This is a genomic window from Parapedobacter lycopersici (genome assembly GCF_040395035.1).
Lineage (GTDB): Bacteria > Bacteroidota > Bacteroidia > Sphingobacteriales > Sphingobacteriaceae > Parapedobacter > Parapedobacter lycopersici_A.
The window spans coordinates 1-22,729 of the sequence record NZ_JBEBRB010000045.1; the positions used below are offsets into that span (position 1 = coordinate 1).

21 protein-coding genes are annotated in these 22,729 nt (G+C 47.9%); 9 read left to right on the top strand and 12 right to left on the bottom strand.

Annotated features, from left to right (window positions below):
* From ABWO75_RS09640 to ABWO75_RS09655, 4 genes are all read left to right on the top strand, one after another.
* On the top strand, positions 1 to 282 hold a 282-nt coding region (locus ABWO75_RS09640; RefSeq protein ID WP_353184964.1), incomplete at its 5' end, for a prolipoprotein diacylglyceryl transferase family protein.
* Positions 283 to 687: 405 nt separating this feature from the next.
* Positions 688 to 1,959 carry a sensor histidine kinase gene (locus ABWO75_RS09645; RefSeq protein ID WP_353184966.1) on the top strand — a complete coding sequence of 424 codons (1,272 nt, stop codon included), beginning with the start codon at positions 688 to 690 and terminating at the stop codon, positions 1,957 to 1,959.
* Between the two features lie 7 nt (positions 1,960 to 1,966).
* Entirely contained in the window at positions 1,967 to 2,596 is a 630-nt protein-coding gene (locus ABWO75_RS09650) for a response regulator transcription factor (protein WP_353184968.1), read from the top strand.
* A gap of 100 nt (positions 2,597 to 2,696) precedes the next feature.
* Positions 2,697 to 3,923 (top strand): multidrug effflux MFS transporter, encoded by a 1,227-nt coding sequence (locus ABWO75_RS09655; RefSeq protein ID WP_353184970.1) that lies wholly within the window; start codon positions 2,697 to 2,699, stop codon positions 3,921 to 3,923.
* Between the two features lie 14 nt (positions 3,924 to 3,937).
* On the opposite strand, the gene aroQ is transcribed toward ABWO75_RS09655, so the two are convergent.
* Positions 3,938 to 4,360, bottom strand: coding sequence for a type II 3-dehydroquinate dehydratase (gene aroQ / locus ABWO75_RS09660; protein WP_353184972.1), 423 nt, complete (start codon positions 4,358 to 4,360; stop codon positions 3,938 to 3,940).
* A gap of 33 nt (positions 4,361 to 4,393) precedes the next feature.
* Positions 4,394 to 6,034, bottom strand: coding sequence for a gliding motility protein RemB (locus ABWO75_RS09665; protein ID WP_353184974.1), 1,641 nt, complete (start codon positions 6,032 to 6,034; stop codon positions 4,394 to 4,396).
* A 229-nt stretch (positions 6,035 to 6,263) separates the two neighbouring features.
* Here ABWO75_RS09665 and ABWO75_RS09670 point away from each other — a divergent pair, with 229 nt between their 5' ends.
* Both ABWO75_RS09670 and murI read left to right on the top strand, forming a co-directional pair.
* Positions 6,264 to 7,685 (top strand): glycoside hydrolase family 125 protein, encoded by a 1,422-nt coding sequence (locus tag ABWO75_RS09670; protein WP_353184976.1) that lies wholly within the window; start codon positions 6,264 to 6,266, stop codon positions 7,683 to 7,685.
* A gap of 59 nt (positions 7,686 to 7,744) precedes the next feature.
* Positions 7,745 to 8,563, top strand: a complete 819-nt coding sequence (gene murI, locus ABWO75_RS09675) for a glutamate racemase (protein ID WP_353184978.1) — start codon at positions 7,745 to 7,747, stop codon at positions 8,561 to 8,563.
* Between the two features lie 31 nt (positions 8,564 to 8,594).
* On the opposite strand, the gene ABWO75_RS09680 is transcribed toward murI, so the two are convergent.
* On the bottom strand, positions 8,595 to 9,110 hold the full coding sequence (locus ABWO75_RS09680) for an OmpA family protein (protein ID WP_353184980.1): 516 nt from the start codon (positions 9,108 to 9,110) through the stop codon (positions 8,595 to 8,597).
* Positions 9,111 to 9,216: 106 nt separating this feature from the next.
* Entirely contained in the window at positions 9,217 to 11,391 is a 2,175-nt protein-coding gene (locus ABWO75_RS09685) for a glucoamylase family protein (protein WP_353184982.1), read from the bottom strand.
* A 231-nt stretch (positions 11,392 to 11,622) separates the two neighbouring features.
* Here ABWO75_RS09685 and ABWO75_RS09690 point away from each other — a divergent pair, with 231 nt between their 5' ends.
* Positions 11,623 to 12,636 (top strand): acetyl-CoA carboxylase carboxyltransferase subunit alpha, encoded by a 1,014-nt coding sequence (locus tag ABWO75_RS09690; protein WP_353185004.1) that lies wholly within the window; start codon positions 11,623 to 11,625, stop codon positions 12,634 to 12,636.
* Here ABWO75_RS09690 and ABWO75_RS09695 read toward each other — a convergent pair.
* The 7 genes from ABWO75_RS09695 to fucP form a co-directional block, all read right to left on the bottom strand.
* Positions 12,578 to 13,369, bottom strand: coding sequence for an L-fucose dehydrogenase (locus ABWO75_RS09695; protein WP_353184984.1), 792 nt, complete (start codon positions 13,367 to 13,369; stop codon positions 12,578 to 12,580). The genes ABWO75_RS09690 and ABWO75_RS09695 overlap by 59 nt on opposite strands.
* Before the next feature lie 2 nt (positions 13,370 to 13,371).
* Positions 13,372 to 14,202 carry an amidohydrolase family protein gene (locus ABWO75_RS09700; protein WP_353184986.1) on the bottom strand — a complete coding sequence of 277 codons (831 nt, stop codon included), beginning with the start codon at positions 14,200 to 14,202 and terminating at the stop codon, positions 13,372 to 13,374.
* Between the two features lie 27 nt (positions 14,203 to 14,229).
* Positions 14,230 to 15,087: a fumarylacetoacetate hydrolase family protein gene (locus tag ABWO75_RS09705; protein ID WP_353184988.1), complete on the bottom strand. Its 858-nt coding sequence runs from the start codon at positions 15,085 to 15,087 to the stop codon at positions 14,230 to 14,232.
* Positions 15,088 to 15,135: 48 nt separating this feature from the next.
* Positions 15,136 to 15,906 (bottom strand): SDR family NAD(P)-dependent oxidoreductase, encoded by a 771-nt coding sequence (locus tag ABWO75_RS09710; RefSeq protein ID WP_353184990.1) that lies wholly within the window; start codon positions 15,904 to 15,906, stop codon positions 15,136 to 15,138.
* 64 nt (positions 15,907 to 15,970) lie between these two features.
* Positions 15,971 to 17,632 (bottom strand): UxaA family hydrolase, encoded by a 1,662-nt coding sequence (locus ABWO75_RS09715; protein ID WP_353184992.1) that lies wholly within the window; start codon positions 17,630 to 17,632, stop codon positions 15,971 to 15,973.
* Entirely contained in the window at positions 17,622 to 17,984 is a 363-nt protein-coding gene (locus tag ABWO75_RS09720) for an L-rhamnose mutarotase (RefSeq protein WP_353184994.1), read from the bottom strand. The genes ABWO75_RS09715 and ABWO75_RS09720 overlap by 11 nt, the downstream gene beginning before the upstream one ends.
* A 26-nt stretch (positions 17,985 to 18,010) precedes the next feature.
* Entirely contained in the window at positions 18,011 to 19,288 is a 1,278-nt protein-coding gene (gene fucP, locus ABWO75_RS09725; protein ID WP_353184996.1) for an L-fucose:H+ symporter permease, read from the bottom strand.
* A 235-nt stretch (positions 19,289 to 19,523) separates the two neighbouring features.
* Between fucP and ABWO75_RS09730 the strand changes: the two genes are divergently transcribed.
* Positions 19,524 to 20,801 (top strand): amidohydrolase/deacetylase family metallohydrolase, encoded by a 1,278-nt coding sequence (locus ABWO75_RS09730; protein WP_353184998.1) that lies wholly within the window; start codon positions 19,524 to 19,526, stop codon positions 20,799 to 20,801.
* Between the two features lie 121 nt (positions 20,802 to 20,922).
* Positions 20,923 to 22,080: a serine hydrolase domain-containing protein gene (locus ABWO75_RS09735; protein WP_353185000.1), complete on the top strand. Its 1,158-nt coding sequence runs from the start codon at positions 20,923 to 20,925 to the stop codon at positions 22,078 to 22,080.
* Between the two features lie 58 nt (positions 22,081 to 22,138).
* Here ABWO75_RS09735 and ABWO75_RS09740 read toward each other — a convergent pair.
* Positions 22,139 to 22,729: MgtC/SapB family protein (locus ABWO75_RS09740; protein WP_353185002.1), on the bottom strand; the 591-nt coding region annotated here is incomplete at its 5' end.

Consider the following 22,729-nt stretch of genomic DNA (forward strand, 5'->3'; position numbering starts at 1 on the left):
CCGGCACAGCTATATGAGGCCATTTGCTACGTGCTTATCTTTTTGCTGCTTTGGAATATCTATCACCGAAAGGCATCGCTTAAACCAGGATATATTTTCGGGCTGTTCCTGATCACTTTATTTGGTGCCCGTTTTGCGCTGGAATTCGTAAAGGAAAATCAGGAAGCATTTGAAGAAGGCATGAAATACAATATGGGACAACTGTTGAGCCTTCCCTTTATTGCAACCGGTATATACCTGCTGTTCAGACCCGCTAAGCACGAACCGGAAAAGAAACGATAACCGAAAGCCGGATGCAGCGGGCTCACCTGCTTGCTGATGGATTGGCGTTGTATCAAGGGCATCGTGAATTTCGTCGGACCATTGCGAATAGTAAGAAGCCGGACGGCGCCGGATATCGACGTCCGTCCGCACTTCAACGGTTTAGGTCGGGTACCTACCAATTAATTTAACTGCTGTTTCGCAGATAATCCGCTGCTGATAAAACAACGACACAAATCTAACCTGCCTTTTCATGCGGTGTATCCCCCAATTTGGGGGATTTTTAAAAAGTTAGAAGATAGTTACGATATAATCCTGATTATATTCTAATTTTGTTTCCAGTAACATAATCAACTACCTAATTATAGATAATATCCTAAGCAATTACCTGTCTGCATTAGGAATATATCTATTGCTGTATACGACATGATACCGTCCTACATTTACCATTATTTCATACCCGATGCGCTGCGGAACAGGCAATTGGCTATTTACGACCAGCTGTGTACCGTGGTTATCGCCTATGTTGTAGCTACCGCATTACTGATTATCCTTCCCTCTATCCTATTGCTGTTTTCCCCGCTTGCCGGTTATTATTACGTGCTTTGCGGCATCTGCATTTATACGTTGTTTCACATCAAAATTACCGGCCGTTTTATGTTCCCGCTTGTCGTAACAATGCTTACCGGCTATGCGGTAATCATTCGAAACTGCTTACAGAGCGGTGGTATTCTTTCAATCCAGACTTCAACCCTCTACTTATTGTTGTTAACTGGCTTCTGGGCAGATCGACGGGTGGGTAAAATTATGCTATTCAGCAATTTAGTAGTTCTTTTTATTCTCGCGCTGAATAGCTTGGACCACGCCGTCTATCTGGAAAATGCCTATGTGCCCCAACACATCGAAGTGGCTTTCGTTTACCATATCAGCATCACCATTTTCTTCGGTGTTTTCTTCTGGATGGTATATCAGCAGTATGACGAAGCCAAGCTGCAGATCAGGCAGCAGCAGCGGAAGCAGATTGACAGTCTTAATAAGGCCGTCGAAGAACGCACCAGCCAGCTATTAACAATGCGACAGACCCTCGCCCGCGATTTCCACGATGAAACCGGCAACATCCTGTCCGCCATTACCCGGCAGGCCGGAATACTTCGGTTAAAAGCGGGCCATGACGAAAACTTAAAACCGCTCATAGATAATATCATGGAGAACAGCGAGCACCTTTATTCGGCAAGCCGCGATTTCCTGTGGAGCATCAATCATAACAGCGACGATATGGAGGCCGTCCTGGCTTACCTTACAGCCTTTGGACAGCATTATTACAATCAATTTGATATCGCGTTCTCCGCACGTATACCCGCAGCGAGTCGGTATGTTCAGCAGCGGATCGCCCCTTTTTTGGCCAGGCATATTATTTACATTTTTAAGGAAGCCATGACTAATGCCGCAAAGCATTCCGGTGCAAGTGAAATCGTCTTTGAAGTAGCGCGCTTTCCTCATCATTTTCGCGTGCTGCTGAAAGATAACGGCCAATGGAAAATACCAGATCATTCAACACCGCATTCAGGGCTGGCCAATATGCGAAAAAGAAGTGCCGAAAACGGATTGACATTTAGCATTGCTTACGGTAAGACAGGCACACAGGTTCAGGTAGAAGTACCAGCAGGTCCAGGTAACAGCACAAACACGTCCAACTAACCGGGATATGGAAAAGAGGATTACCATTATTGAAGATATTGCCGCTATACGTGAAGGATTCAGTGCGGTATTGAGCAGTGTTAATAAATATCAGGTGGTTAACCGTTACGCCACATGCGAGGAAGCCCTCGTCAATCTGGATAACGACCGCCCCGATATCGTGCTTATGGACATTGAATTACCGGGAATGAGTGGCATCGCCGGAACGGCTCAGATAAAAAGGGCACTGCCTGATTGTATCGTGCTTATTATTACGGTACTGGAAGACAGCGAAAAGGTTTTCCAGTCGCTTTGTGCGGGTGCGGGAGGATACATAGTTAAAAATTCAAACCTTGAGAGCATCGTCCAGACCATTGATGAAGCGGTCGCCGGCGGCGCGCCGATGAGTCTCTCCATCGCCCGTATGGTTGTCCAGTCCTTCCAACTGCAACCGGACTCGCCCCTTTCGGAACGGGAAACCGAAGTGCTGCAAAGCATCGCTGAAGGAAAAAGTTACTCCAAAATTGCAGCTGACCTTTACATCAGTCGGGAGACGGTACGCAGCCACATCAAGAATATTTACCGAAAACTGGAGGTAAGCAGTAAAGTGGATGCCCTCAAAATTGCCAGTGCAAACAACTGGATGAACAAGCTGTAGGCTGCCGGTTACGGGTATTAATTACCTACGTGGCACCTGCAATCGTCCGCGTGGCATTTTTTTTGTTAATCACCGGTATAGCATTACATTTGTCCTATTCATGACAACCGCGCAGCATCGTCCGCTTTTGACCATTTTCATACTTGGACTGTTATCGGCTATCGGACCTTTTTCCATTGACATGTATTTGCCCGGTTTTGAATCGATTGCAAATAGCCTCAATACGTCAGTAGCCCATATCCAGTTATCACTTACCTCTTTTTTTATCGGCATCGCGTCCGGTCAACTTATTTATGGTCCGTTGCTTGATCGCTTCGGTCGCAAAAAACCGTTGATTGTGGGACTGGTTATTTACATCGGTGCGTCCATTGGCTGCGCCCTGACCAACCTAGCTGATCATTTGATTTTATTCCGGTTTATACAAGCACTGGGAAGCTGTGCGGGCATGGTGGCCTCGCGTGCCATGGTCCGCGATTTTTTCGGGCCCGCCGAGAGTGCCAAGATCTTTTCCCTGCTGATGCTGGTTATCGGTGTTTCACCCATATTAGCTCCGTCAGTCGGCAGTTTCGTGATTGCCCACTGGGGATGGCACGCGATCTTTCTCGTACTGGCTGTCATTACCGCGTTGATCCTGGTTGTAGTATGTTTTTCCCTGCCCGAAAGCCAATCGCCAAACCCGGAAATTTCACTGCTGCCTAAGCCGATTATCACGTCGTACTGGGCGGTCTTTACGACGCGGCAGTTTTTTACTTACGCTTTTGCCGGCGGACTGGCATCTTCGGGTTTGTATGCGTACCTGGCGGGATCGCCTTATGTTATGCTCACGTTGTTCGGGGTTACTGAAAAGCAATATGGATTCATATTCGCCCTGATCGCATCGGCATTGATAGCCGCCAGCCAACTGAACCGGCGTGTCCTTAACCACCATAGCAGTGAAAAAGTGGCAAGAATTGCGCTGATGGTTCAATCGGCAGCCGGGATTATCCTGACCATATGCTGTGTAATGGGCACCATTAACCTCTTTGTTATGGTCGCTATTATTTTTGTTTTTCTCGGGGCCCAGGGATTTGTATTCCCCAATACATCCGCACTTGCGCTCAGTCCATTCAACCGCTTAGCCGGAAGCGCTTCCGCCCTCCTGGGCAGTTTACAGATGGCCTGTGGCGCGCTGTCTTCCGCACTGGTCAGCTATTTTCATAACGGAACGGCAATACCCATGGCTACCGTCATGGCCGGATGTGCTGGCTTAAGCCTGCTCATCACGCTGCTCGACCGGACAGCTGTGCGGCAAATTGGAAAACAATCCGGATGTCTTGGGATGTTGTAGGATCGCGTGACCGGCTATTGCACCATTAAACTTTCAAGTGCCAGCCGGTAACCATCAAGGCCAAAACCACAGATGACGCCCCTGCAGTTTTTTGCGAGATACGAGTGATGGCGGAAAGATTCACGGGCATATACATTGGATATATGCACTTCAACCACCGGTGCAGTGACCGCTGCAATAGCATCGGCAATCGCTAATGAAGTATGGGTATACGCCCCCGCATTAAGCACGATGCCTGCTACGGAAAAACCGACCTCATGGATCTTATCAATGATAGCGCCTTCGTGGTTGCTCTGAAAATACATCAGGTCCACGGCCGGGTAGCGGCTACGCAGCGTTTCGAAGTAAGACTGGAAATCGCGGTCGCCATAGACGCTGGTTTCCCTGACCCCTAACAGGTTCAGGTTCGGCCCATTGATAATCACTATTTTATTCATCGCATTGCAATATCCAAAAAATATCGGAATTTCCTAAAAATCATAATAAAAATTGCGGAATGTCGCACGGAGTCCCAGCGTTATCATACCGGTCTGATGGTGTATTCCCTGCTCAGGCACTTCATGCCGCCGGTAAACCGCCCCTGCTTCGACACGCAGATTGTATTTCGGATTAAACAGGTAAGACACCTGGCCATCGGTGTACAGCAGGTTATTTTTCACACCCTGGCCAATGTAATTCCCGTAAACGCGTTGGTGTGTATCGTATGATTTAAAGATGTCCTGGCCAAAGTTGACCGATGAATTGGCGTCGGTGCCAAACTGTCCCCAGGTACCCTTTAGGGAAAAATCAAACCGCTGATAAGAATAATTCAGTATTCCCACGAGTTCCCTGAAATTGGCTCCCCAGGGATGGGCAAGCGGCTGCCCGTAGTTGCTGTAGTTGCTCGTCGGATCGAAATGCGCATAGGTATAAGGACGGGCGGTGTTATACTCCGCGAGGAAATTCAGGTCCTTGATACCGAACGCATCGAATCCCCTGAAGCCAATCTGCGCACCCCATTTGTTGTTCACATGGCCTTTTCCACCGAAAAACTCCTTCGCTGTGAATTCCCCGAGAAGAAATTGGCCATATACCGTCAGGTTACGCAGTACTTTATATTTCGTATTCAGGCCCAGGTGCATCTTATCCGGCGACGAAGTATTGGTAAGTTCGATCGGCCGCATAAAAATAACAGGATTGAAATAGTTGAAATCAAACCCGCGCCGGCCCATGGCATTTCTCGCACCCCAGACAACCGACTGGAATAAACCGACTGAAAACCGGTTGTTTACATTCCAGTCAAGATACTGGAACGCTCCCCACTTCCAGTTATCACCGGCACGTGTCAGCGTATCCGGTGCACGGGTATGCATGGGATCGATCATGTATGTCCACATACTCATGTATTGCACGTTCCCGAGTTTTCCGGTAAGTTTCAGTGCGGTATAATTTGATGACACATCCGATAAGAGCATCGAACGATAGCCGTCACCAATAAAATTTTTATCGTATGCCAGGGTAACGTTCAGGTATTTGTTTACAGTATAAGACAGGGATGCTGATGCATACATCCAATCCTTAATTTTTTGATTTGATGCGGTTGTTTTCCCGTGCCCCTGTCCTGGAGTAATTGCATTTTTAAAAACATAATCACCTAGATAGTCGGGAAAAATCGCCTGGTTTTCAAAAAAATTAGCGTGGAAAGAGAAGTTTTCACCAATGGTTACCCCTGCTTGGGCGCCACGGGTATTCAACCAGGTTGTCTGTCCGCCACCTGCAAAATCGCGACCGATCTGGAAGTCCGGTAAAAAATCGGCATAGAATGTATACTCATCATTTTCCACCGTCACCAGGTGCTCATTGTACAGCTTCCGCCCACCCCATGAATTCCGTTCGACCACTCCCAGTTGCATCAGCGAATCGTACCGCGGTTTCAGGTTGTCATCAATAATCATAGGTTTTAGTGCCGTATGAAGTCGGGTATCGGTATTATACAGCGTGCTGTTGAGCTTCTGATAAAATTGATAAGAATACGGCTGATAAGTAGATTGGGCCTTCCCTACGTACGAGCACCCGATAATGACAAAAACAAGAGCGATCCGCAGGCTAAAAAACAGTAACGGTTTAATCATAACATTTTTTCAGTTAGCAAAGATAACATTGCCAACCAAGAATTAAGCCATTAATTGCCGGTTGGTGAAGATTTCATGGCCGATTGACTCAACCGGGACGCGCAGGTCTTGTTTAGCTACGGATCAAACACGCTTAATTGATTGACTAAATCGAATTTGCATATTCAGTTGAGCGATATTTTTTGCATATTGCATACCGGATTACAGACCGAAAACAACATACAATATCATGAATCGAAGATTATTTATCCAGCAGACGACGGCGTTGGGTGCCGGCATGATGATAAATCAGTTCCCGTCCTTGGCTGTTCCTGTTGCTGATTTTCCCGAGGTACGTGTACCGAACAGCCGGCGTCGCTTTGTCAGTGACACCATCGAAAAGGCCATCCAGGAATTCCGGCGTCATACTGGCAATAAAGAACTTGGCTGGCTCTTTGAAAACTGTTTCCCGAATACGCTGGATACCACGGTCTTTCTCGATGATAAAAACGGAAAACCGTTGACGTATGTCATCACGGGGGATATCGATGCGATGTGGCTCCGCGACAGCAGCGCGCAGGTATGGCCGTACCTGCCGTTTATGCGCAGTGACAACAACCTGCAACGGCTTATCGCCGGATTGATCAATAAACAAAGTGAATGCATCAACATCGATCCCTACGCCAACGCATTTTATAATGACCCTACCCGTGTAGGCGAGTGGGGAAGCGACCATACCGCTATGAAACCCGGCATCCACGAACGGAAATGGGAGATCGATTCGCTTTGTTATCCGATACGGCTGGCCTATAGCTATTGGAAAACCACCGGTGATACGGCGCCATTCGATGCAGAATGGGTTGCCGCGCAGCGTAACACCCTTAACACGTTCAGGGAACAGCAACGGAAAGCAGACCTTGGCCCTTACCAGTTTGCACGTACCACATCCCGTGGAACGGACACCTTGCAGGTAGATGGTTATGGATACCCGGTAAATCCCGTTGGCCTGATCTGTTCCGCCTTTCGTCCGAGCGACGACGCCACAATGTTTTCCTTTCTGATTCCTTCAAACCTATTTGCTGTAGTGAGCCTCCGGCAATCGGCAGAGATGTTGGCGACCATAGTTGGCGAGCAGGAACTGGCCAAAGCGATGCTGGATCTTGCCGATGAGGTAAAAAAAGCCGTGGATAGATACGGTATCGTCGATCATCCAACGCATGGCCGCATCTATGCCTATGAGGTCGACGGTTTCGGCAGTTACATGATGATGGACGATGCTAACATCCCAAGCCTATTGTCACTACCCTATCTTAATGCGGTGAACCAAAATGATGTGGTATACCAGCGAACACGCGCTTATGTATGGTCGGCCGGCAATCCGTTCTTTTTTAAGGGTACGGCGGCTGAAGGGATTGGCGGTCCGCATATCGGCCGCGACATGATCTGGCCTATGGCCATTACCATGCGTGGCCTTACCGCCACCAATGACAATGAGATTCGTACATGTATCGAAGTATTGCGTAGCACCCATGGTGATACCGGATTCATGCATGAGTCATTTCACAAAGATGACCCCGGAAAATTTACCCGTAAATGGTTTGCCTGGGCGAATACATTATTTGGTGAATTTCTATGGAAAACCTATAAAGAAAAGCCATATTTGCTAAAGTAATAGGTAGCCGTTGACCAACAAAAGCATTCGTAGGCTACCGAGCACAGATAACGACAGCTATGGGCCCTATAGGTATATTCGATTCAGGATATGGTGGATTGACGGTTTTTCGGGAAATCGCAAAAAAATTACCCCAGTATGATTACGTGTATTTAGGTGATAATGCCAGAATACCTTACGGGACCCGGTCGTTTGAAACAGTTTATGCATTCACAAAGGAGTGCGTCGACCAGTTATTTGCTATGGATTGCCGACTGGTGGTCCTGGCCTGTAATACGGCGTCCGCCAAGGCATTACGTACTATTCAGCAGGTCGATTTACCCCTGTACCCGGATTTACGCAAAGTACTGGGTGTTATCCGACCCACAACAGAGGTCATCGGTGATTATACGAAAACAAGACACGTTGGTATCCTCGCCACACCCGGCACGGTAAAATCAACTTCGTACCCCATTGAAATCCATAAATTCTTCCCGGACATAACGGTTTACCAACAGGCATGCCCCTTTTGGGTGCCGCTGGTCGAAAATAATGAGCTGGATTCCCCTGGAGCTGCCTACTTTGTTCAAGCGGACATTAAACGGCTGCTGCAACAGTCGCCACAAATTGACACGGTTGTTCTTGCCTGCACGCATTACCCCCTGTTATTGCCGTTGATCAAACAATACATGCCACCACATATTCAGGTGCTCGCACAGGGTCAACTGGTTGCAAATAGTCTTGCCGATTACCTGCACAGGCACCCTGAAATTGAGCAGTTATGCACTAAAGGAGGTACAACCCAGTTTTTCACGACCGACAGTGAGTTGGATTTCGAAAAAAAGGCTGCGGTATTCTACGGAAAAAAAATAAAAGCGGCGCCATTAACGCTGGGTTAATTATGGCGCCGCCGGTTATCTGTATAGTTGATTACTCGACAATAGTCACTTCCACCCGACGGTTCTCCTGCCGGCCTTCTTTTGTGTTATTGGGTGATACGGGCTTACTTTGACCATAGCCATTGGTTGTGATTTTACCTGCATCAAGGCCGCGCTCTACGGCATAATTCTTCACAGATTCAGCCCGCTTTTCAGAAAGCCACTGATTATATTCCGCCGTACCCGTGGCATCGGTGTGCCCATCGACAATCAGGGAGGCGCCGGGATAATCCCGTAAAAGACTGACCAGTTTATCGATTTCTGTCTTGGCCTGGTCTGTCAGGTACGATGAATTAAGCGGAAATAAGAGATCAGAATCAAACGTAACCAGGATGCCCCTATCGGTGCGGGAGGCATCTTCAAAATCACGCTGCACATGTTCCAGGCCATCCTTTGTGCCATCAACGCTTACCCGTGCGCCCGGATTGACCGTCATCTGCTTATTTTTGCAGGAAAATACTACCGTGCTTAAAAGCAACAAAAAAGAGAAATATACAACGCGTTTCATGAATATAAGTTAGTTAAGTTTTTGCTGAACGATTCCCATGTAAAAATAGGAAAAACAATGTTAAAAATATAGGGAGCCGTACGTTTCCTCGTTTTCGGTTTAGCATTTATCGGTCCACTGAAGTAAAATGATCCTGCACCACGGCATTAATTGCAGGAAGACCGGAAAATAAGTCCCATATTAATCCGGTACGCCCATTTTCCAACATTACGATCACTGTTGCGGCATCAATTGCGTCGTATTCATCGGCTGCTGCGTTGGCTTTAATATCGATCCATTTTCGAAAGCCATATTCGGTGAAAAGCGCTTTGCCATACATATGGTAAAACCGGCTGACCGACTTGATTGCTTCCTGTGGCAGATACGCGTAACTTCCGATAGCTATTGCCGGGTTGATGACTGTTTGGCTGTTTTCCGGAACTTCATTGCCCGGCTGTCTCAGTCCCCATATATCAAGTGAAAAACTTCCGTTATTCAGTTCATTATCCCGCCGCCGATACGCCTGGATCAGATTAATATGGTTTGCGTAATAATCGGCAAATGTATCGCGCTTACCCCGGGGATCAAACGCCAGAAAAGGCACATATGCTTCCAATAACGAGCGATTAATGCTTCCCACCGCAATCGGTAATCCGTATGCGGTTGTATCGCTGCGGTACGGAAATTCGTTGTATTTCGGAAGCAGGGCCGTACTGTCGCCTATCGCCGTTACCGAAAAAGCGTGGTTATTTGCCAATTCCAGGCGGAAGGACGTATCCGCCAGCTTTCTGGCTATACCAAGCCCCTGCTCATAGGCTTCCGGTGGGATTGCATGCCGCGGCGACGCTAATGCAAGCACGTAACTGACCAGACTTTCATTAAAACCGCCCAGTGGTTCTGCATGTTTAAATCCCACAACCGGCGACCACTTGTCAAGTAATATGTTCTCCTGACCTGCAACAGTGAATTTATTCCACTCCACCCCTTCCCATAATGCATTAATCCGTTCAACCAGCGAATCTGTTTCGTTTGTGTCTTTGCTGAAGTACGCCTGGGCCACAAGTAATCCCTGCATCAGGGAAGCAGTGGCTGATAGGTCGGCTTCCGGAACGGAGTCGATCTCAAAGATTCCCCGATGGGTGCGGCCATCAATAAATGCAGGGAATGCACCCTGATAACGTTCTACGTCTTCCAGAAAATTCAGGATACGCAGGAGCCTGCTCCGGGTTGCTGCACGGGAGACAAAACCACGTGAAGTGCCTGCGACCTGTGCAAGTAGGCTAAGGCCTGTTTCTTTTACCGAGATGGCCGCATTATCGACACCGAATTGAACGGCATGCATCCCGCTGTTCACTTCTGTACGCTCTAAAAAATAATGGAGGTGCGCGGCCTCAATAAAATCCAGCAGCTCGTCATCGCTGGCTGTTTTTGTCTGTGCTTCAAGCACACCTGAAAACGGAGATTCCTGGTAATTATAGTCTATCCAGGTAATTTTATAATAATACTTCTTGTTTGATTGCGGCACAAAGTCTGTATACTTTTGTACAAATATGGGCCGGATGGCAACGGGCACAAAATTTTTACTGTCGTCCGATCGATAGATCTTTATGTATCGTATACTGGGCGTCAGCGGCAGCTGCCAGGTAAGATCGACATGCTGATCGTACGCTTTGGCGGAGGACAGAACTGCGGGTGAGACCAGCTTGACCTGCGGAGGTCGCGCCGGAAGAAATTCAATTTGGTCGATATACAGTTGCTGGACATCGGCTGTTACATTTCCCTGAGAGAACCTGACACCCTGGATAGGTTCGCCTGTACGGAGATCGGAGATTGAGGTAAGCGGCAGGCTCACACTGACCCATCCATTATGCTGGTCTTCCGATACGTAACGGGAAATATCAATAGCACTTAACGTGTCCGACTGGATAATGGCTAATCTGGGCAAGCTTTCCATTGCGCCTCCCGAGGCGGCAAATAAGCGGAAAGTGAGCCGGTCATTGCGTTCAGGCCGATAATAACGGGAAACATCGGAAAAGGAAATTGTAACCTGCCAGTTACCGTCACGGGCCGTCGTATATTTCAATGAAAGCGCGTTCCCGGGTGTAAAAAAAACAGAATCCGATATCGGTAATTTACCGGCTACATTTTCGACCCAGCTTGAACCTTCATAATGAACCTGGCTATATACATAATTACCATCCAGTACGCTGTTTTCAAACAGTACTTCCGGATAAGTATCGGCGACAGCCGGGCCAATCACCCACAAACACAATAAAGTATATAGTGTAATCGTTTTAATCATTAAGCAATAATTAGGATAAGATTGTACCATTAGCCTGCAAATTTATACAAAAACCAAGCCATCTTCCCAATCATCCTGAAAACACTTTATTGATACGACTGTTTAACTAGGGTATCTACCGGTGATGCGGAACGGCTCCGAAATGGCGTTGTATTGGATCATGCACCTGAAATTTTAAAATACCGGACAATTCCCTAACTTAGCGCCCTTGATTTGCAACAGCAGTATATGATGGAAACAACATTTGACTTTGAAAAACCGATTGCCGATCTGCAGATGCAGATAGACAAGGTCCACCAAGTAGCGGAAAAGACGAAAGTTGACATGAGCGCCACGCTATCCGAACTGGAAAGCAAATTGGAAAAGACCAAGCACACTATCTACGAAAACATGACCGGCTGGCAGAAGGTACAGATGTCACGTCATGCGGACAGACCCCAGACATTCGATTACATTAACCTCATATGCGAAGAGTTTATTGAGTTGCATGGCGACCGCAATGTCGGAGACGACAAAGCCATCGTTGGTGGCTTCGCTTCCATTAGCGGACAGCCCATTATGGTAATCGGTCATCAAAAGGGAAAAAACACCAAGGAGCGGCAATTCCGCAATTTTGGAATGGCCAATCCGGAGGGCTATCGCAAGGCACTTCGGTTAATGAAATTGGCTGAGAAATTTAACAAACCGGTACTGACGTTGATTGACACCATGGGTGCATACCCGGGCATTGAAGCGGAAGAACGTGGACAGGGAGAAGCAATTGCCCGTAACTTACTGGAAATGTCTATCTTAAAAGTACCGGTAATCTGCATTATCATCGGCGAAGGTGCCTCTGGGGGTGCCCTGGGTATTGGGATTGGCGATAAAGTGTATATGCTCGAGCACACCTGGTATTCGGTAATTTCGCCGGAATCCTGCTCTTCGATTTTATGGCGCAGCTGGGATTACAAAGAGAATGCGGCCGAGGCACTCAAGCTCACCTCAGCAGATATGCTTAAAAACGGACTTATTGATGGCATTATTCCCGAACCACTCGGCGGTGCACACCACGATCATAAAAAAGTTGCGGAATCGGTCAAACAACAGGTGTTGGCAGACCTGAAAATCCTGCAGCGCCACTCACCGGAGGAACTGGTGGCGTCACGCATTGCTAAATTCAGCCAAATGGGTGTTGTCGAGGAGTCACTTACCGGGTCGGCAACACAGCCCGGTCCAGGTGAACGTACCCACCATCCACATGAATAAGCTGGCCGGTCGTATGGCTTGAGCGATCGGATAACAAAAAGACTACCATATCGGCAATTTCAGCCGCGGTCGTCATGCGTTTTCCCAGCGGTATTCTATCCGTGATTTCCCGTAGCGTTTCCACAGGATTCGGCAATGTCTGTATCCAAGTATCATATTGGGGAGTGGCACATTCGGCAACAATAACCGCATTTACTCGAATCTGATGGGGAAGCAACTCGACCGCCCACTCCCGGGTGAGTGCATTGCGACCCCCGTTTGCCGCCGCGTATCCAGAAGTACTCCCCTGCCCGGTTTCTGCTGTTTTAGATCCGATATTGACAATTGCCCCACCACTTTTTTTCAGTGCCGGCAACGCATAATGTGCCATTAGGTAGTAATGGACAAGTGATTTATGGAGACTGTCTATAAAATCCTGATAACCGCCGTTAGCCAACCCAACTCCGTCATTAACCCCGGCATTATTGACCAGGCCGTCAATCCGGCCAAAGGCAGAAAGTGTCTCGTTAACAGCACGTTCGCAAGCGTCGGGTTGAGTCAGTTCAGCTGCTATACAAAACGCGTCTCCACCGGCTGCAACGATCTCTTCTCTAACAGTTTCATTATCAGTAGAATTTCGGCCCACAATAACCGGAACAGCTCCTTCAGCAGCCAGCGACAGTGCAATGCCCCGACCAATTCCCTTGGCTCCACCGGTTACAATTACCACCTTGTCTTTTAGATGTAAATCCATGGTTATAGTTTATAAAAGTTTACCGCGTTGGTGTACCAGATTAACGCTTGTTCCGCCGGTGACAACTGCGAAACCGCATGCTCCATTAGCGCCGTCACATCGCGATACGAGCCCGCCAGCAAGCATACCGGCCAGTCGGATCCAAAAAGTATGCGATTGACACCAAACACTTCAATAATATGGTTAATATAATAATCAAAATCTACTGTTTTCCAACTTGTTAAATCCGCTTCCGTAAGTAAGCCTGATAGTTTGCAGTACACCTGGCTGTGCCGTGCAATAGTTTTCATAGCACTTGCCCACTCCCTTCGTTCTCCTGATTTGATCGGTGGTTTTGCAAGGTGGTCGACCACAAATCGCTGCTGGGGGAAATGTGCAATAAATTCGTCGGTCATCGCTAACTGGTGTGGTTTCACCAGGATATCGTAAGTGTAACCATATCTACCCAATGCATCAATGCCCTTTAACCATTCCGGGCGCAATAGAAAACGGGGATCTGCTTCATCCTGCACGATGTGCCGAAAGCCTTTAAGTTTTCGATACTGGCTGAAGTAGGCCAGCCGTTCCCCGATGTCGGGTGCACGCAGATCAATCCAACCGACAACACCTTTAATCCAGTCGTGCCGTGCAGCAAGATCCAGTAAAAACAGGGTTTCTGATTCCGATTGGTCGGCTTGCACGGCTACACAACCAGCTATACCCTGCGTTTCAAGTAACGGCTTCAGGTCAGCCGGCAGAAAGTCGCGCCGGATCACCGACATTTCGTCGGTGATCCAGGCGTCTCGATCGGGCCGGTATTCCCAGAAATGCTGGTGGGCGTCAATCCGTTGCATCGCAGCGTTAATTAATCATACAGCGAGTCAACGGCCCGGATAGGCTGTTACGACCTGTTTGGCGGTCCCCAATCCATCCGCACCCAGTTCCACGACATCACCCGGTTTGAGGTAAATAGGCGGGTTGAAGCCTAGGCCTACTCCAGCCGGCGTACCCGTAGAGATCACATCGCCCGGCAGTAAGGTCATAAACTGGCTGACGTAACTGATGATATATGGCACATTAAAAATCAGGTTGCGCGTATTACCATCTTGATACATCTTTCCATTGACACTTAACCAGAGGCGTACATTATTGATGTCCTTAATTTCGTCTTTAGTTACCAAATACGGCCCCATCGGGGCAAATGTATCACAGCCTTTGCCCTTGTCCCAGGTACCGCCCCGCTCAAGCTGGAACTCCCGTTCCGACACATCGTTATGTAACACATAACCTGCTACATGATCCATAGCTTCAGGCTCGGACACATAACTTGCTTTTTTTCCGATTATTATTCCGAATTCAACTTCCCAATCGGTTTTAGTTGACCCTTTAGGGATGACCACATCATCATAAGGACCGGCCAGGGATGTCGTGGATTTCATGAAGATGATCGGTTCCGTTGGAATTTTAGCGCCCGTTTCTTCGGCATGGTCTCTGTAATTAAGTCCAATGCATAAGATTTTGGAGGGGCGCGCGATTGGACTGCCTAAACGGGTTTCCTGTGGAATGATAACGAGGTTACCCATATTAGCCTTTACAAATTCGTCGAGCCGGGCAGGGCCGTTATCTGCAAAAAAAGCTTCATCGTAATCGCCGCCGAATGCCGAAACATCGTAATGTACACCATTCTCGTGTATCCCTATTTTTTCCTGGCCGGGGTTGCCGTAACGGATTAATTTCATCGTATGATTATTTAATAGATATAGTTAAGTAATTATCACGCAGGACTATCAGCTATTCAGCTTTACAAAACCTCCATCGATCGGATAGTCGTTACCAGTTATAAAGCCTGCCTCATCCGAACAGAGATACAGCGCCAATGCCGCAACCTCCTCAGGTTTGGCCATCCGTCCGATCGGCTGGCTTTTGGACAGCATATCAAACATCTCCGCTTCCCTACCCGGATAGTTTTTTGCGATAAAGCCATCCACAAATGGGGTATGTACCCGTGCCGGTGAGATGCTATTGCACCGAATACCATGATGCAAGTAATCACGGGCAATGGATAATGTCATCGCCGCAATGGCACCCTTGCTTGTTGCATATGCAAACCGGTCGGTGAGTCCAACAAGTGCCGCAATTGAAGCCATGTTGAGAATGACACCAGCACCCTGTTCCTTCATTTTAGGCACAACAGCGTGCAGGATATTGTAGGCACCCTTGATATTAACCTGGCAAAGCCGGTCAAAGTCAGCTTCTGTCGTGTCTTCTACGCTGCCGACGTGGGCTATTCCCGCATTATTAACCAGGATATCTATCTGTTTAATAGCCCTGATCACCGACAGGACCTCCTGTTGGTTGCGTACATCACAGGCATGTATCGCTGCCAATCCGCCCGCATCGCGGATTTCCTGGGCTACGGCATCAGCGCTTTCAGGATTCAGTTCCAGTATATGCACGCTGGCACCTTCCGCCGCAAAACGCATACAGATTGCTCTTCCTATGCCGCTTCCGCCACCGGTAACCACGGCTGTCTTTCCTGTTAATTTGCTATCTGACATATTTTATTAATTTTCGGCAACCTGGCTGCCTTGATAACCCGTCTTTTCTACGCATATTCTTAAGTTATAGCGAAATCCCCCTTCGCCACGGTATAAAATCATCCTGCCCCAGTTGAACGGCTTTGGGAGAGACGGTACCGCTGGCTACATCGATAATGAAATCAAGTATACGGTGTGCCGTCTGCTGAATGGTTTCTGTCCCTTCAATAATGGTTCCGCAATTGATGTCGATGATATCAGGCATCCGCTCAAACAATGCTGTATTGGTGGCGAGTTTAATAACCGGTGCGATCGGGTTTCCGGTAGGTGTACCCAAACCGGTGGTAAACAGAACCACATTGGCGCCCGCACCTACTTCCGCGGTGGTACTTTCCACGTCATTGCCCGGTGTACACAGCAAATTCAGTCCCGGCTTATTAGCCGGCTCCGGATAGTCCACCACTGCCGTAACCGGGGAAGTACCCCCTTTTTTTGCCGCACCTGCTGATTTAATAGCATCGGTAATCAGGCCATCACGAATGTTTCCGGGAGAAGGGTTGGCATAAAATCCGGAACCCTCCGCCTCGGCTTTCGCATTATAGGTTTTCATTAATTCCATAAACCGTAGAGCCGTTGCTTCATCCACGCATCTGTCGCTCAGCTCTTGTTCCACACCACAAAGTTCCGGAAACTCGGAAAGGATGACCGATCCGCCCAACGTCACCAGCATATCGGACACATAGCCCAATGCCGGGTTAGCCGATATACCCGAAAAGCCGTCCGATCCGCCACATTCCAGGCCAACACACAATTTGCTGAGCGGAGCTGGACGGCGTTCGTGCTGATTAGCCTGCACCAAGCCCGCAAAAGTGTGTTTCAGCGCTTCTTGGATCATATTAGCCTCCGTCCCCATGCGCTGCTGTTCAAAAACATAAAGCGGCTTGTTGAAATTCGGATCGCGCTTCGCGATCTCCTGTTGCAGGGTAGCTGCCTGCGCATGCTGGCAACCCAGGCTCAATACCGTTGCACCAGCAACATTGGGATGGGTAATGTAGCCCGCCAACAGTCCACATAGTGCATCAGCATCCATACGTGTGCCGCCGCAACCCATTTCATGGTCAAGAAATTTGATTCCGTCAATATTTTCGAAAAGACGCGTACCTTGTTCCGATTCCCGGCCAGTGGCCACATCAGTTGCCAGCAATTCTTCCGCCGTGGCACCGTTTTCGTAGAGCGAAATCAGTCTTTCAACTTCCGGTTCATAGTCGCGCGCCCGTTTTTTGTAGCCCAGTTTTTTTTCCAGGGCATTCTTCATAACCTGCACGTTCCTGCTTTCGCAGAACACCAGCGGAATAACCAACCAATAATTGGCCGTGCCAACCGAACCGTTACTCCGGTGAAAGCCCATAAAAACGCGGTCCGCAAAAGCAGACACGTCCGGCTTCCGCCAATCCAGTCGCCGTTCACCCAGCCTAAATTCGCTGGACGCATGGTGAATGTTTTCCGTTGTTATGGTTTCGCCAGGTGACAAATCGGCGTTGGTTCGCCCTACCAATACGCCATACATGTAAATTGGATCACCAGCCGATATGGACCTGAATGTAAATTTATGCTTGGCCCTAACGCCCGAGCGCAATCGAAAAGATTGTCCGTCATATTCAAAGTTCATCCCGGGCGGAAGATCCTGCAGTGCCACAAGCACATTGTCGTGCGGGTGGATCTTTAAAAACTGTTGTTTATGTTGCATGCCGTTCATTTTCATCAAAGGCTCTAAGTTCGAAAATTTTATCCATCAACACCCATTTTTCTCCCAACTTACTGCCCGGTATAGGCTGTTGATACTTCCACATCAGTGCTTCCCATTCCTGCACCACGGCATTTGCTGCATCAGCAGCTGCCTTTTTTTCGAATGTAAAGTCATCCGTTGTTTCCATCAGCATACACAATCTGTTTGCAAACCGGTATATGGCCATGTGACGGATACCTGAATCAATGATCGACCGTTGAATCTCCGGCCATACGTTGCGATGCCAGTTGTCGTACACACGTATCAATTCGTCGTCGTCATGCAGGTCCAGGGCAAGTATATAGCGTTTCATCGTTATAATTCCAGCGTTTTAAGTTATTAAACCGTTTCACTTCGCACGGCTACCTTCGTTCCGGATATCCGTTGCCGGCGAATATTCCGGATGGCGAAAGCCAGTACGATGGCAAAACAGGCAGCAGGCAATAAATATGCTGTCTGAATCGAAGACCGGTCAGAGATCAAGCCCATCAATAGCGGAAGCACCGCACCACCTACAATAGCCATGATCAAAATAGACGATCCCTGCTTGGTCATGCTGCCCAGTCCGTGGATTGCCAATGAAAATATAGTGGGAAACATAATTGACATTAAAAAAGTAACCCCCATTAAAGTATAAATTGCCAGCAACCCATTAACACTTACGGAGATCAGTGTAAATAACACATTAAGCGTCGCAAACAGGGCCAGTAACTTTGCGGGAGCAAAAAACCGCATCAAAAAAGATCCTGCGAACCGCCCAATCATGAAGCCTAGCAAGGCACCGGAAAGCAGGGTTGCCGCTGCTTTTTCAGTTATGCCAGCTACCGCTCCTGAAAACCGGATGAAAAAACTCACCACGCCTACCTGTGCACCAACGTAAAAAAACAGGGCTACGACCCCAAATATAAAATTGCCATTGGCAAACAACGATGATGTACCTGTCTGTGCTGTCTTTGTTCCAACCGTTTCATTAATCTGGGGCAGGCGGGTCCGAATGACCACCAGGGCTACCAAAAGCACAATTAATCCAATCAGTAAATATGGAATTTTCACCGCATCCGCTTCGGTCTGCAAATATGCCTGCAACTGCTGTTCGGTCAGCGCCGCTTCCGCCGCTGGTGGCAGTGTTTTTCCGGAAAGAATAAACATACCTCCGAGAAAAGGAGCCAACGTTGCCGCCAGGCCATTAAATGACTGCGCAAAATTCAGTCGCTGCGTTGCCGTTTCGGTGGGACCGAGCACCGAGATATAAGGATTTGCCGCGGTTTCAAGGAATGTAAGGCCACTGGCGATGACAAACAGCGCAATGAGAAAAAAGAGGTATCCCCGGGTGCTGGCCGCGGGGTAAAACAACAACGCGCCTATAGCAAATAATAGCAGGCCAGCCACAATACCGGCCTTATATCCGAACCGCTTCATGCAATAACCAGCCGGCAATGCCATCGTGAAATAAGCAATGAAAAAAGCGGAATCAACAAAAGCCGATTGAAAATCAGAAAGCTGGCAGGCCTTTTTCAGGTGGGGTATCAGTATTGGGTTCAGGTTGTGGGCGAATCCCCATAAAAAAAACAATGAAGTGATTAACAGAACCGGAAAGGTAAATTGTTTTGATGCCATAGTGGTTTATAAACGGTTGGTTAAGATAAACAAATCGCCATAAAGCACCTAAATAATTTGACAAAATGAAACCATTAACCCGCTCAATAAAGCGGCCATACTCCTGATCAAAACAGATGTAACTTATTTATCATAGATAAATTTCTTCATGAATTTCGTGAATTAAACAATATATTAGCTTACTGCTTTATCCGCTAATACATAAAGCACAGCGTTTACTAACTAAAATCTTATCATGAAAAAGTATTATTTTTTAATTGCATTGTCATTCTTATTGCTCAACAATGCAAAATCGCAAAATCCCCAGGGTCAATATGATGTGTTAATCAAGGGCGGACACGTGATTGACGCTAAGAATAACATCGATGCTGTTATGGATGTGGCTATTGACGAAGGAAAAATAGCCGCTGTTTCAGCTAATATTGATCCGCAGTCTGCTGTACAGGTAGTAGATGCCAAGGGCCTGTATGTAACGCCTGGATTGATTGATCTTCATGTCCATTTTTTCTGGGGTACGGACCTGGAGGGTCAATACCGCAATGGACCAAATGGCCTTCAGCCTGACGGATATACCTTCCCATCGGGAGTTACCACGGTGGTGGATGCCGGCAGTTCAGGCTGGAAAAGCTTTGAAACATTTAAAAAGCAGACCATTGACCGTGCCCAAACCCGGGTACTTGCCATGTTGAATATCGTAGGTGAAGGCATGGCCGGAGGAAAATATGAGCAGGATAAGGGGCAAATGGACCCTCAGAAGACAGCTGAAATGGCAGCGAAATATTCCGACTATATCGTTGGAGTCAAATTAGCGCACTTCAATGGACACGACTGGGATCCCACCGATTGGGCAATTGAGGCAGGTAAAAAAGCGGGTATACCCATCATGGTGGATTTCGGAAGTGCAAAGCCTTACCTATCTCTGGAAACACTTTTCATGGAGAAATTCCGGCCAGGAGATATTTACACCCATTGTTTCGGCGGCAGCAGCAGTACGAGCCCGGATGGCCGTGAATCCATTGTGGATGTAACCACCAATCAATTAAAACCCTATGTTTTTGAAGCGCGGAAGAAAGGAGTTATTTTTGACGTGGGCTTTGGCGGATCCAGCTTTCTTTTTGCCCAAGGGCAGCCCGCGATCAAAAGCGGCTTCTATCCCAATACAATCAGCACGGACATTCACATTTCCAGCATGAACAATGCGATGAAAAACATGAATAACATCATGAGTCTATTCATGGCGATGGGCATGCCGTTTAAAGACGTAATTGTCGCCAGCACCTGGCACCCCGCACAGGCTATTCATCGTGAAGAGCTGGGTAACCTTTCTGTCGGTGCGGAAGCGGATGTTGCTGTTTTCCGGCTGCGCGAGGGTGATTTTGGCTTTTGGGCACGTGATGGCCGTATTGCTGGTGACAAACGCCTGGAAACAGAGATGACTATCCGCGGCGGACGAATTGTGTATAACCTGAATGGCCTGGTTGAACCAATCAACCTGCCGCGTGCGCAGCGTTAAAGCCATGCGACCAATATAAATAGCCGTAACCGAACACCCGATGCCTGTGCAATACCGCCGGGCATCGGGTGTTGTGCTTCTTTAAGCACCCCATTAAGACATAAAGCAACTAAAATAAACAATGATACGTATTCATTTTAATCACATCAGTTTACTATTGGTAGCTTGGCTGGCATTTGCAGGCTGCAACAGACAACCTACGGCTGCAGAAGATCTTCAGGCTATTATGGACAAATACCAAGCGGTCGGTATGTCGGTGGCTGTGGTAAAAGACAACAAACTAATCTATAACGAGTCATTCGGTTTCAAGGATCTGGCCAATAAGACACCTCTGCGAAATGACGACATTTTCCGGATTGCTTCAATTTCCAAATCTTTTACAGCAACTTCCCTCATGCAGCAGGTCGAAGCGGGTAAACTCTCCCTCGATGATGATGTCAGCGATCTTGTGGGTTTCCGTATCCGAAATCCAAAATTCCCTGACACGATCATTACCCTGCGTATGATCCTGTCACACACATCAAGCATTAGCGATAAAAATGGCTACTTTACCCTCGATATCATCAATCCTGACAAAAACCCGGAGTGGTCGGGTAGCTACAACGATTATGCGCCCGGCACGGGCTATCAATATTGCAACCTGAACTTCAATCTCGCGGGCACCATTCTGGAGCGGATTTCAGGAGAAAGGTTTGATCAGTATGTCAAACACCATATACTGGACCCATTGGGATTGTATGGGGGGTATGATGTGGATTCCCTGGATAACGGGAAATTTGCAACCCTTTATACCTACAACAGTGATTCAGCCCGCTTTGAGGCTTCCCCGGAAGCCTACGCTTCCAGAAGCGACAGTATGACCAGCTATATCATGGGTTATAGCACCCCAATATTCTCGCCCACCGGCGGCATGAAGATTTCTGCGGTTGACCTCGCCCGTTACATGATGATGCACATGAATTATGGTACATCCGAAAACACAGCGATTATTTCGAAGGAAAGCGCACAAACCATGCAGACACCGCTTTCCGATGACGAGCACTATGGACTGGCGTTATGGACAATGGACAACCTGATTCCCGACAAAACCATGGTTGGACATACCGGCAGTGCCTATGGTTTATACAGTGCCATGTTTTTCCATCCCGCAGAAAAGTTTGGTCTGGTCGTTATTACCAATGGTTGCAATGCCACATTTACGGACGATTTCAATGATTTCTTAAAAGAGAGCCTGAACAGCCTGTATACTCATCATATCACTACTGACCCCAGCAAATAGCGATCTGTAGGATTTCATTTATAGTAGCCCATGCTGAATCTGCATGGGCTATTTCATGTTAACCATTCCAGACCACTTCCTTAACGTGCTGATCAGTCTGCAAGCCAGCAACCAATCGGGTAATAGTCGATTTATCATGCTTTTTGAATCTAAAGGTGACCATATAGTTACCGTCGGCCTGGTCCATCGAACTGAATGATGTTTCCAGATTATCGTACTGGAATACGCGATCGATAATAGCCGCAATTGCTGTACGGTCGGTAACAGTAACTTGCATTTCCCACCGCCGGAACCGGCCGGCAATCCGCTTTTCCAATGGCTGGATCATCCATAGAATAACAATGGCCAATGCTGTGGTGACAGATGCCGCGAAATACATTCCGCCACCGGTAGCCAATCCGATCGCAGCCACTGTCCATAATCCCGACGCAGTCGTCAAGCCCCGGATAATGCCTTGCCTTAAAAACAGGATAGTACCCGCACCAAGGAAACCGATTCCACTGATAACCTGTGCGGCAATTCGTGAAGGATCAAGCGTAACGTGCTCATCAAGCACATCGGAAAAGCTGTAAGCCGATACAATCATGATCAGCGCAGCGCCAAGACAGACCATCATGTGTGTACGCAGTCCGGCCACCCAGTCCTTTCG

Coding starts and splice junctions, on each gene's coding strand:
- ABWO75_RS09685 (WP_353184982.1), bottom strand. CDS start 11,391: ATGATTAAAACGATTACACTATATACTTTATTGTGTTTGTGGGTGATT.
- ABWO75_RS09720 (WP_353184994.1), bottom strand. CDS start 17,984: ATGAAACGCTATATACTTGCCCTGGACCTGCATGACGACGACGAATTG.
- ABWO75_RS09665 (WP_353184974.1), bottom strand. CDS start 6,034: ATGATTAAACCGTTACTGTTTTTTAGCCTGCGGATCGCTCTTGTTTTT.
- ABWO75_RS09710 (WP_353184990.1), bottom strand. CDS start 15,906: ATGTCAGATAGCAAATTAACAGGAAAGACAGCCGTGGTTACCGGTGGC.
- murI (WP_353184978.1), top strand. CDS start 7,745: ATGGGCCCTATAGGTATATTCGATTCAGGATATGGTGGATTGACGGTT.
- ABWO75_RS09715 (WP_353184992.1), bottom strand. CDS start 17,632: ATGCAACATAAACAACAGTTTTTAAAGATCCACCCGCACGACAATGTG.
- ABWO75_RS09705 (WP_353184988.1), bottom strand. CDS start 15,087: ATGAAATTAATCCGTTACGGCAACCCCGGCCAGGAAAAAATAGGGATA.
- ABWO75_RS09645 (WP_353184966.1), top strand. CDS start 688: ATGATACCGTCCTACATTTACCATTATTTCATACCCGATGCGCTGCGG.
- ABWO75_RS09655 (WP_353184970.1), top strand. CDS start 2,697: ATGACAACCGCGCAGCATCGTCCGCTTTTGACCATTTTCATACTTGGA.
- fucP (WP_353184996.1), bottom strand. CDS start 19,288: ATGGCATCAAAACAATTTACCTTTCCGGTTCTGTTAATCACTTCATTG.
- ABWO75_RS09670 (WP_353184976.1), top strand. CDS start 6,264: ATGAATCGAAGATTATTTATCCAGCAGACGACGGCGTTGGGTGCCGGC.
- ABWO75_RS09735 (WP_353185000.1), top strand. CDS start 20,923: ATGATACGTATTCATTTTAATCACATCAGTTTACTATTGGTAGCTTGG.
- ABWO75_RS09695 (WP_353184984.1), bottom strand. CDS start 13,369: ATGGATTTACATCTAAAAGACAAGGTGGTAATTGTAACCGGTGGAGCC.
- ABWO75_RS09690 (WP_353185004.1), top strand. CDS start 11,623: ATGGAAACAACATTTGACTTTGAAAAACCGATTGCCGATCTGCAGATG.
- ABWO75_RS09650 (WP_353184968.1), top strand. CDS start 1,967: ATGGAAAAGAGGATTACCATTATTGAAGATATTGCCGCTATACGTGAA.
- aroQ (WP_353184972.1), bottom strand. CDS start 4,360: ATGAATAAAATAGTGATTATCAATGGGCCGAACCTGAACCTGTTAGGG.
- ABWO75_RS09730 (WP_353184998.1), top strand. CDS start 19,524: ATGAAAAAGTATTATTTTTTAATTGCATTGTCATTCTTATTGCTCAAC.
- ABWO75_RS09680 (WP_353184980.1), bottom strand. CDS start 9,110: ATGAAACGCGTTGTATATTTCTCTTTTTTGTTGCTTTTAAGCACGGTA.
- ABWO75_RS09700 (WP_353184986.1), bottom strand. CDS start 14,202: ATGCAACGGATTGACGCCCACCAGCATTTCTGGGAATACCGGCCCGAT.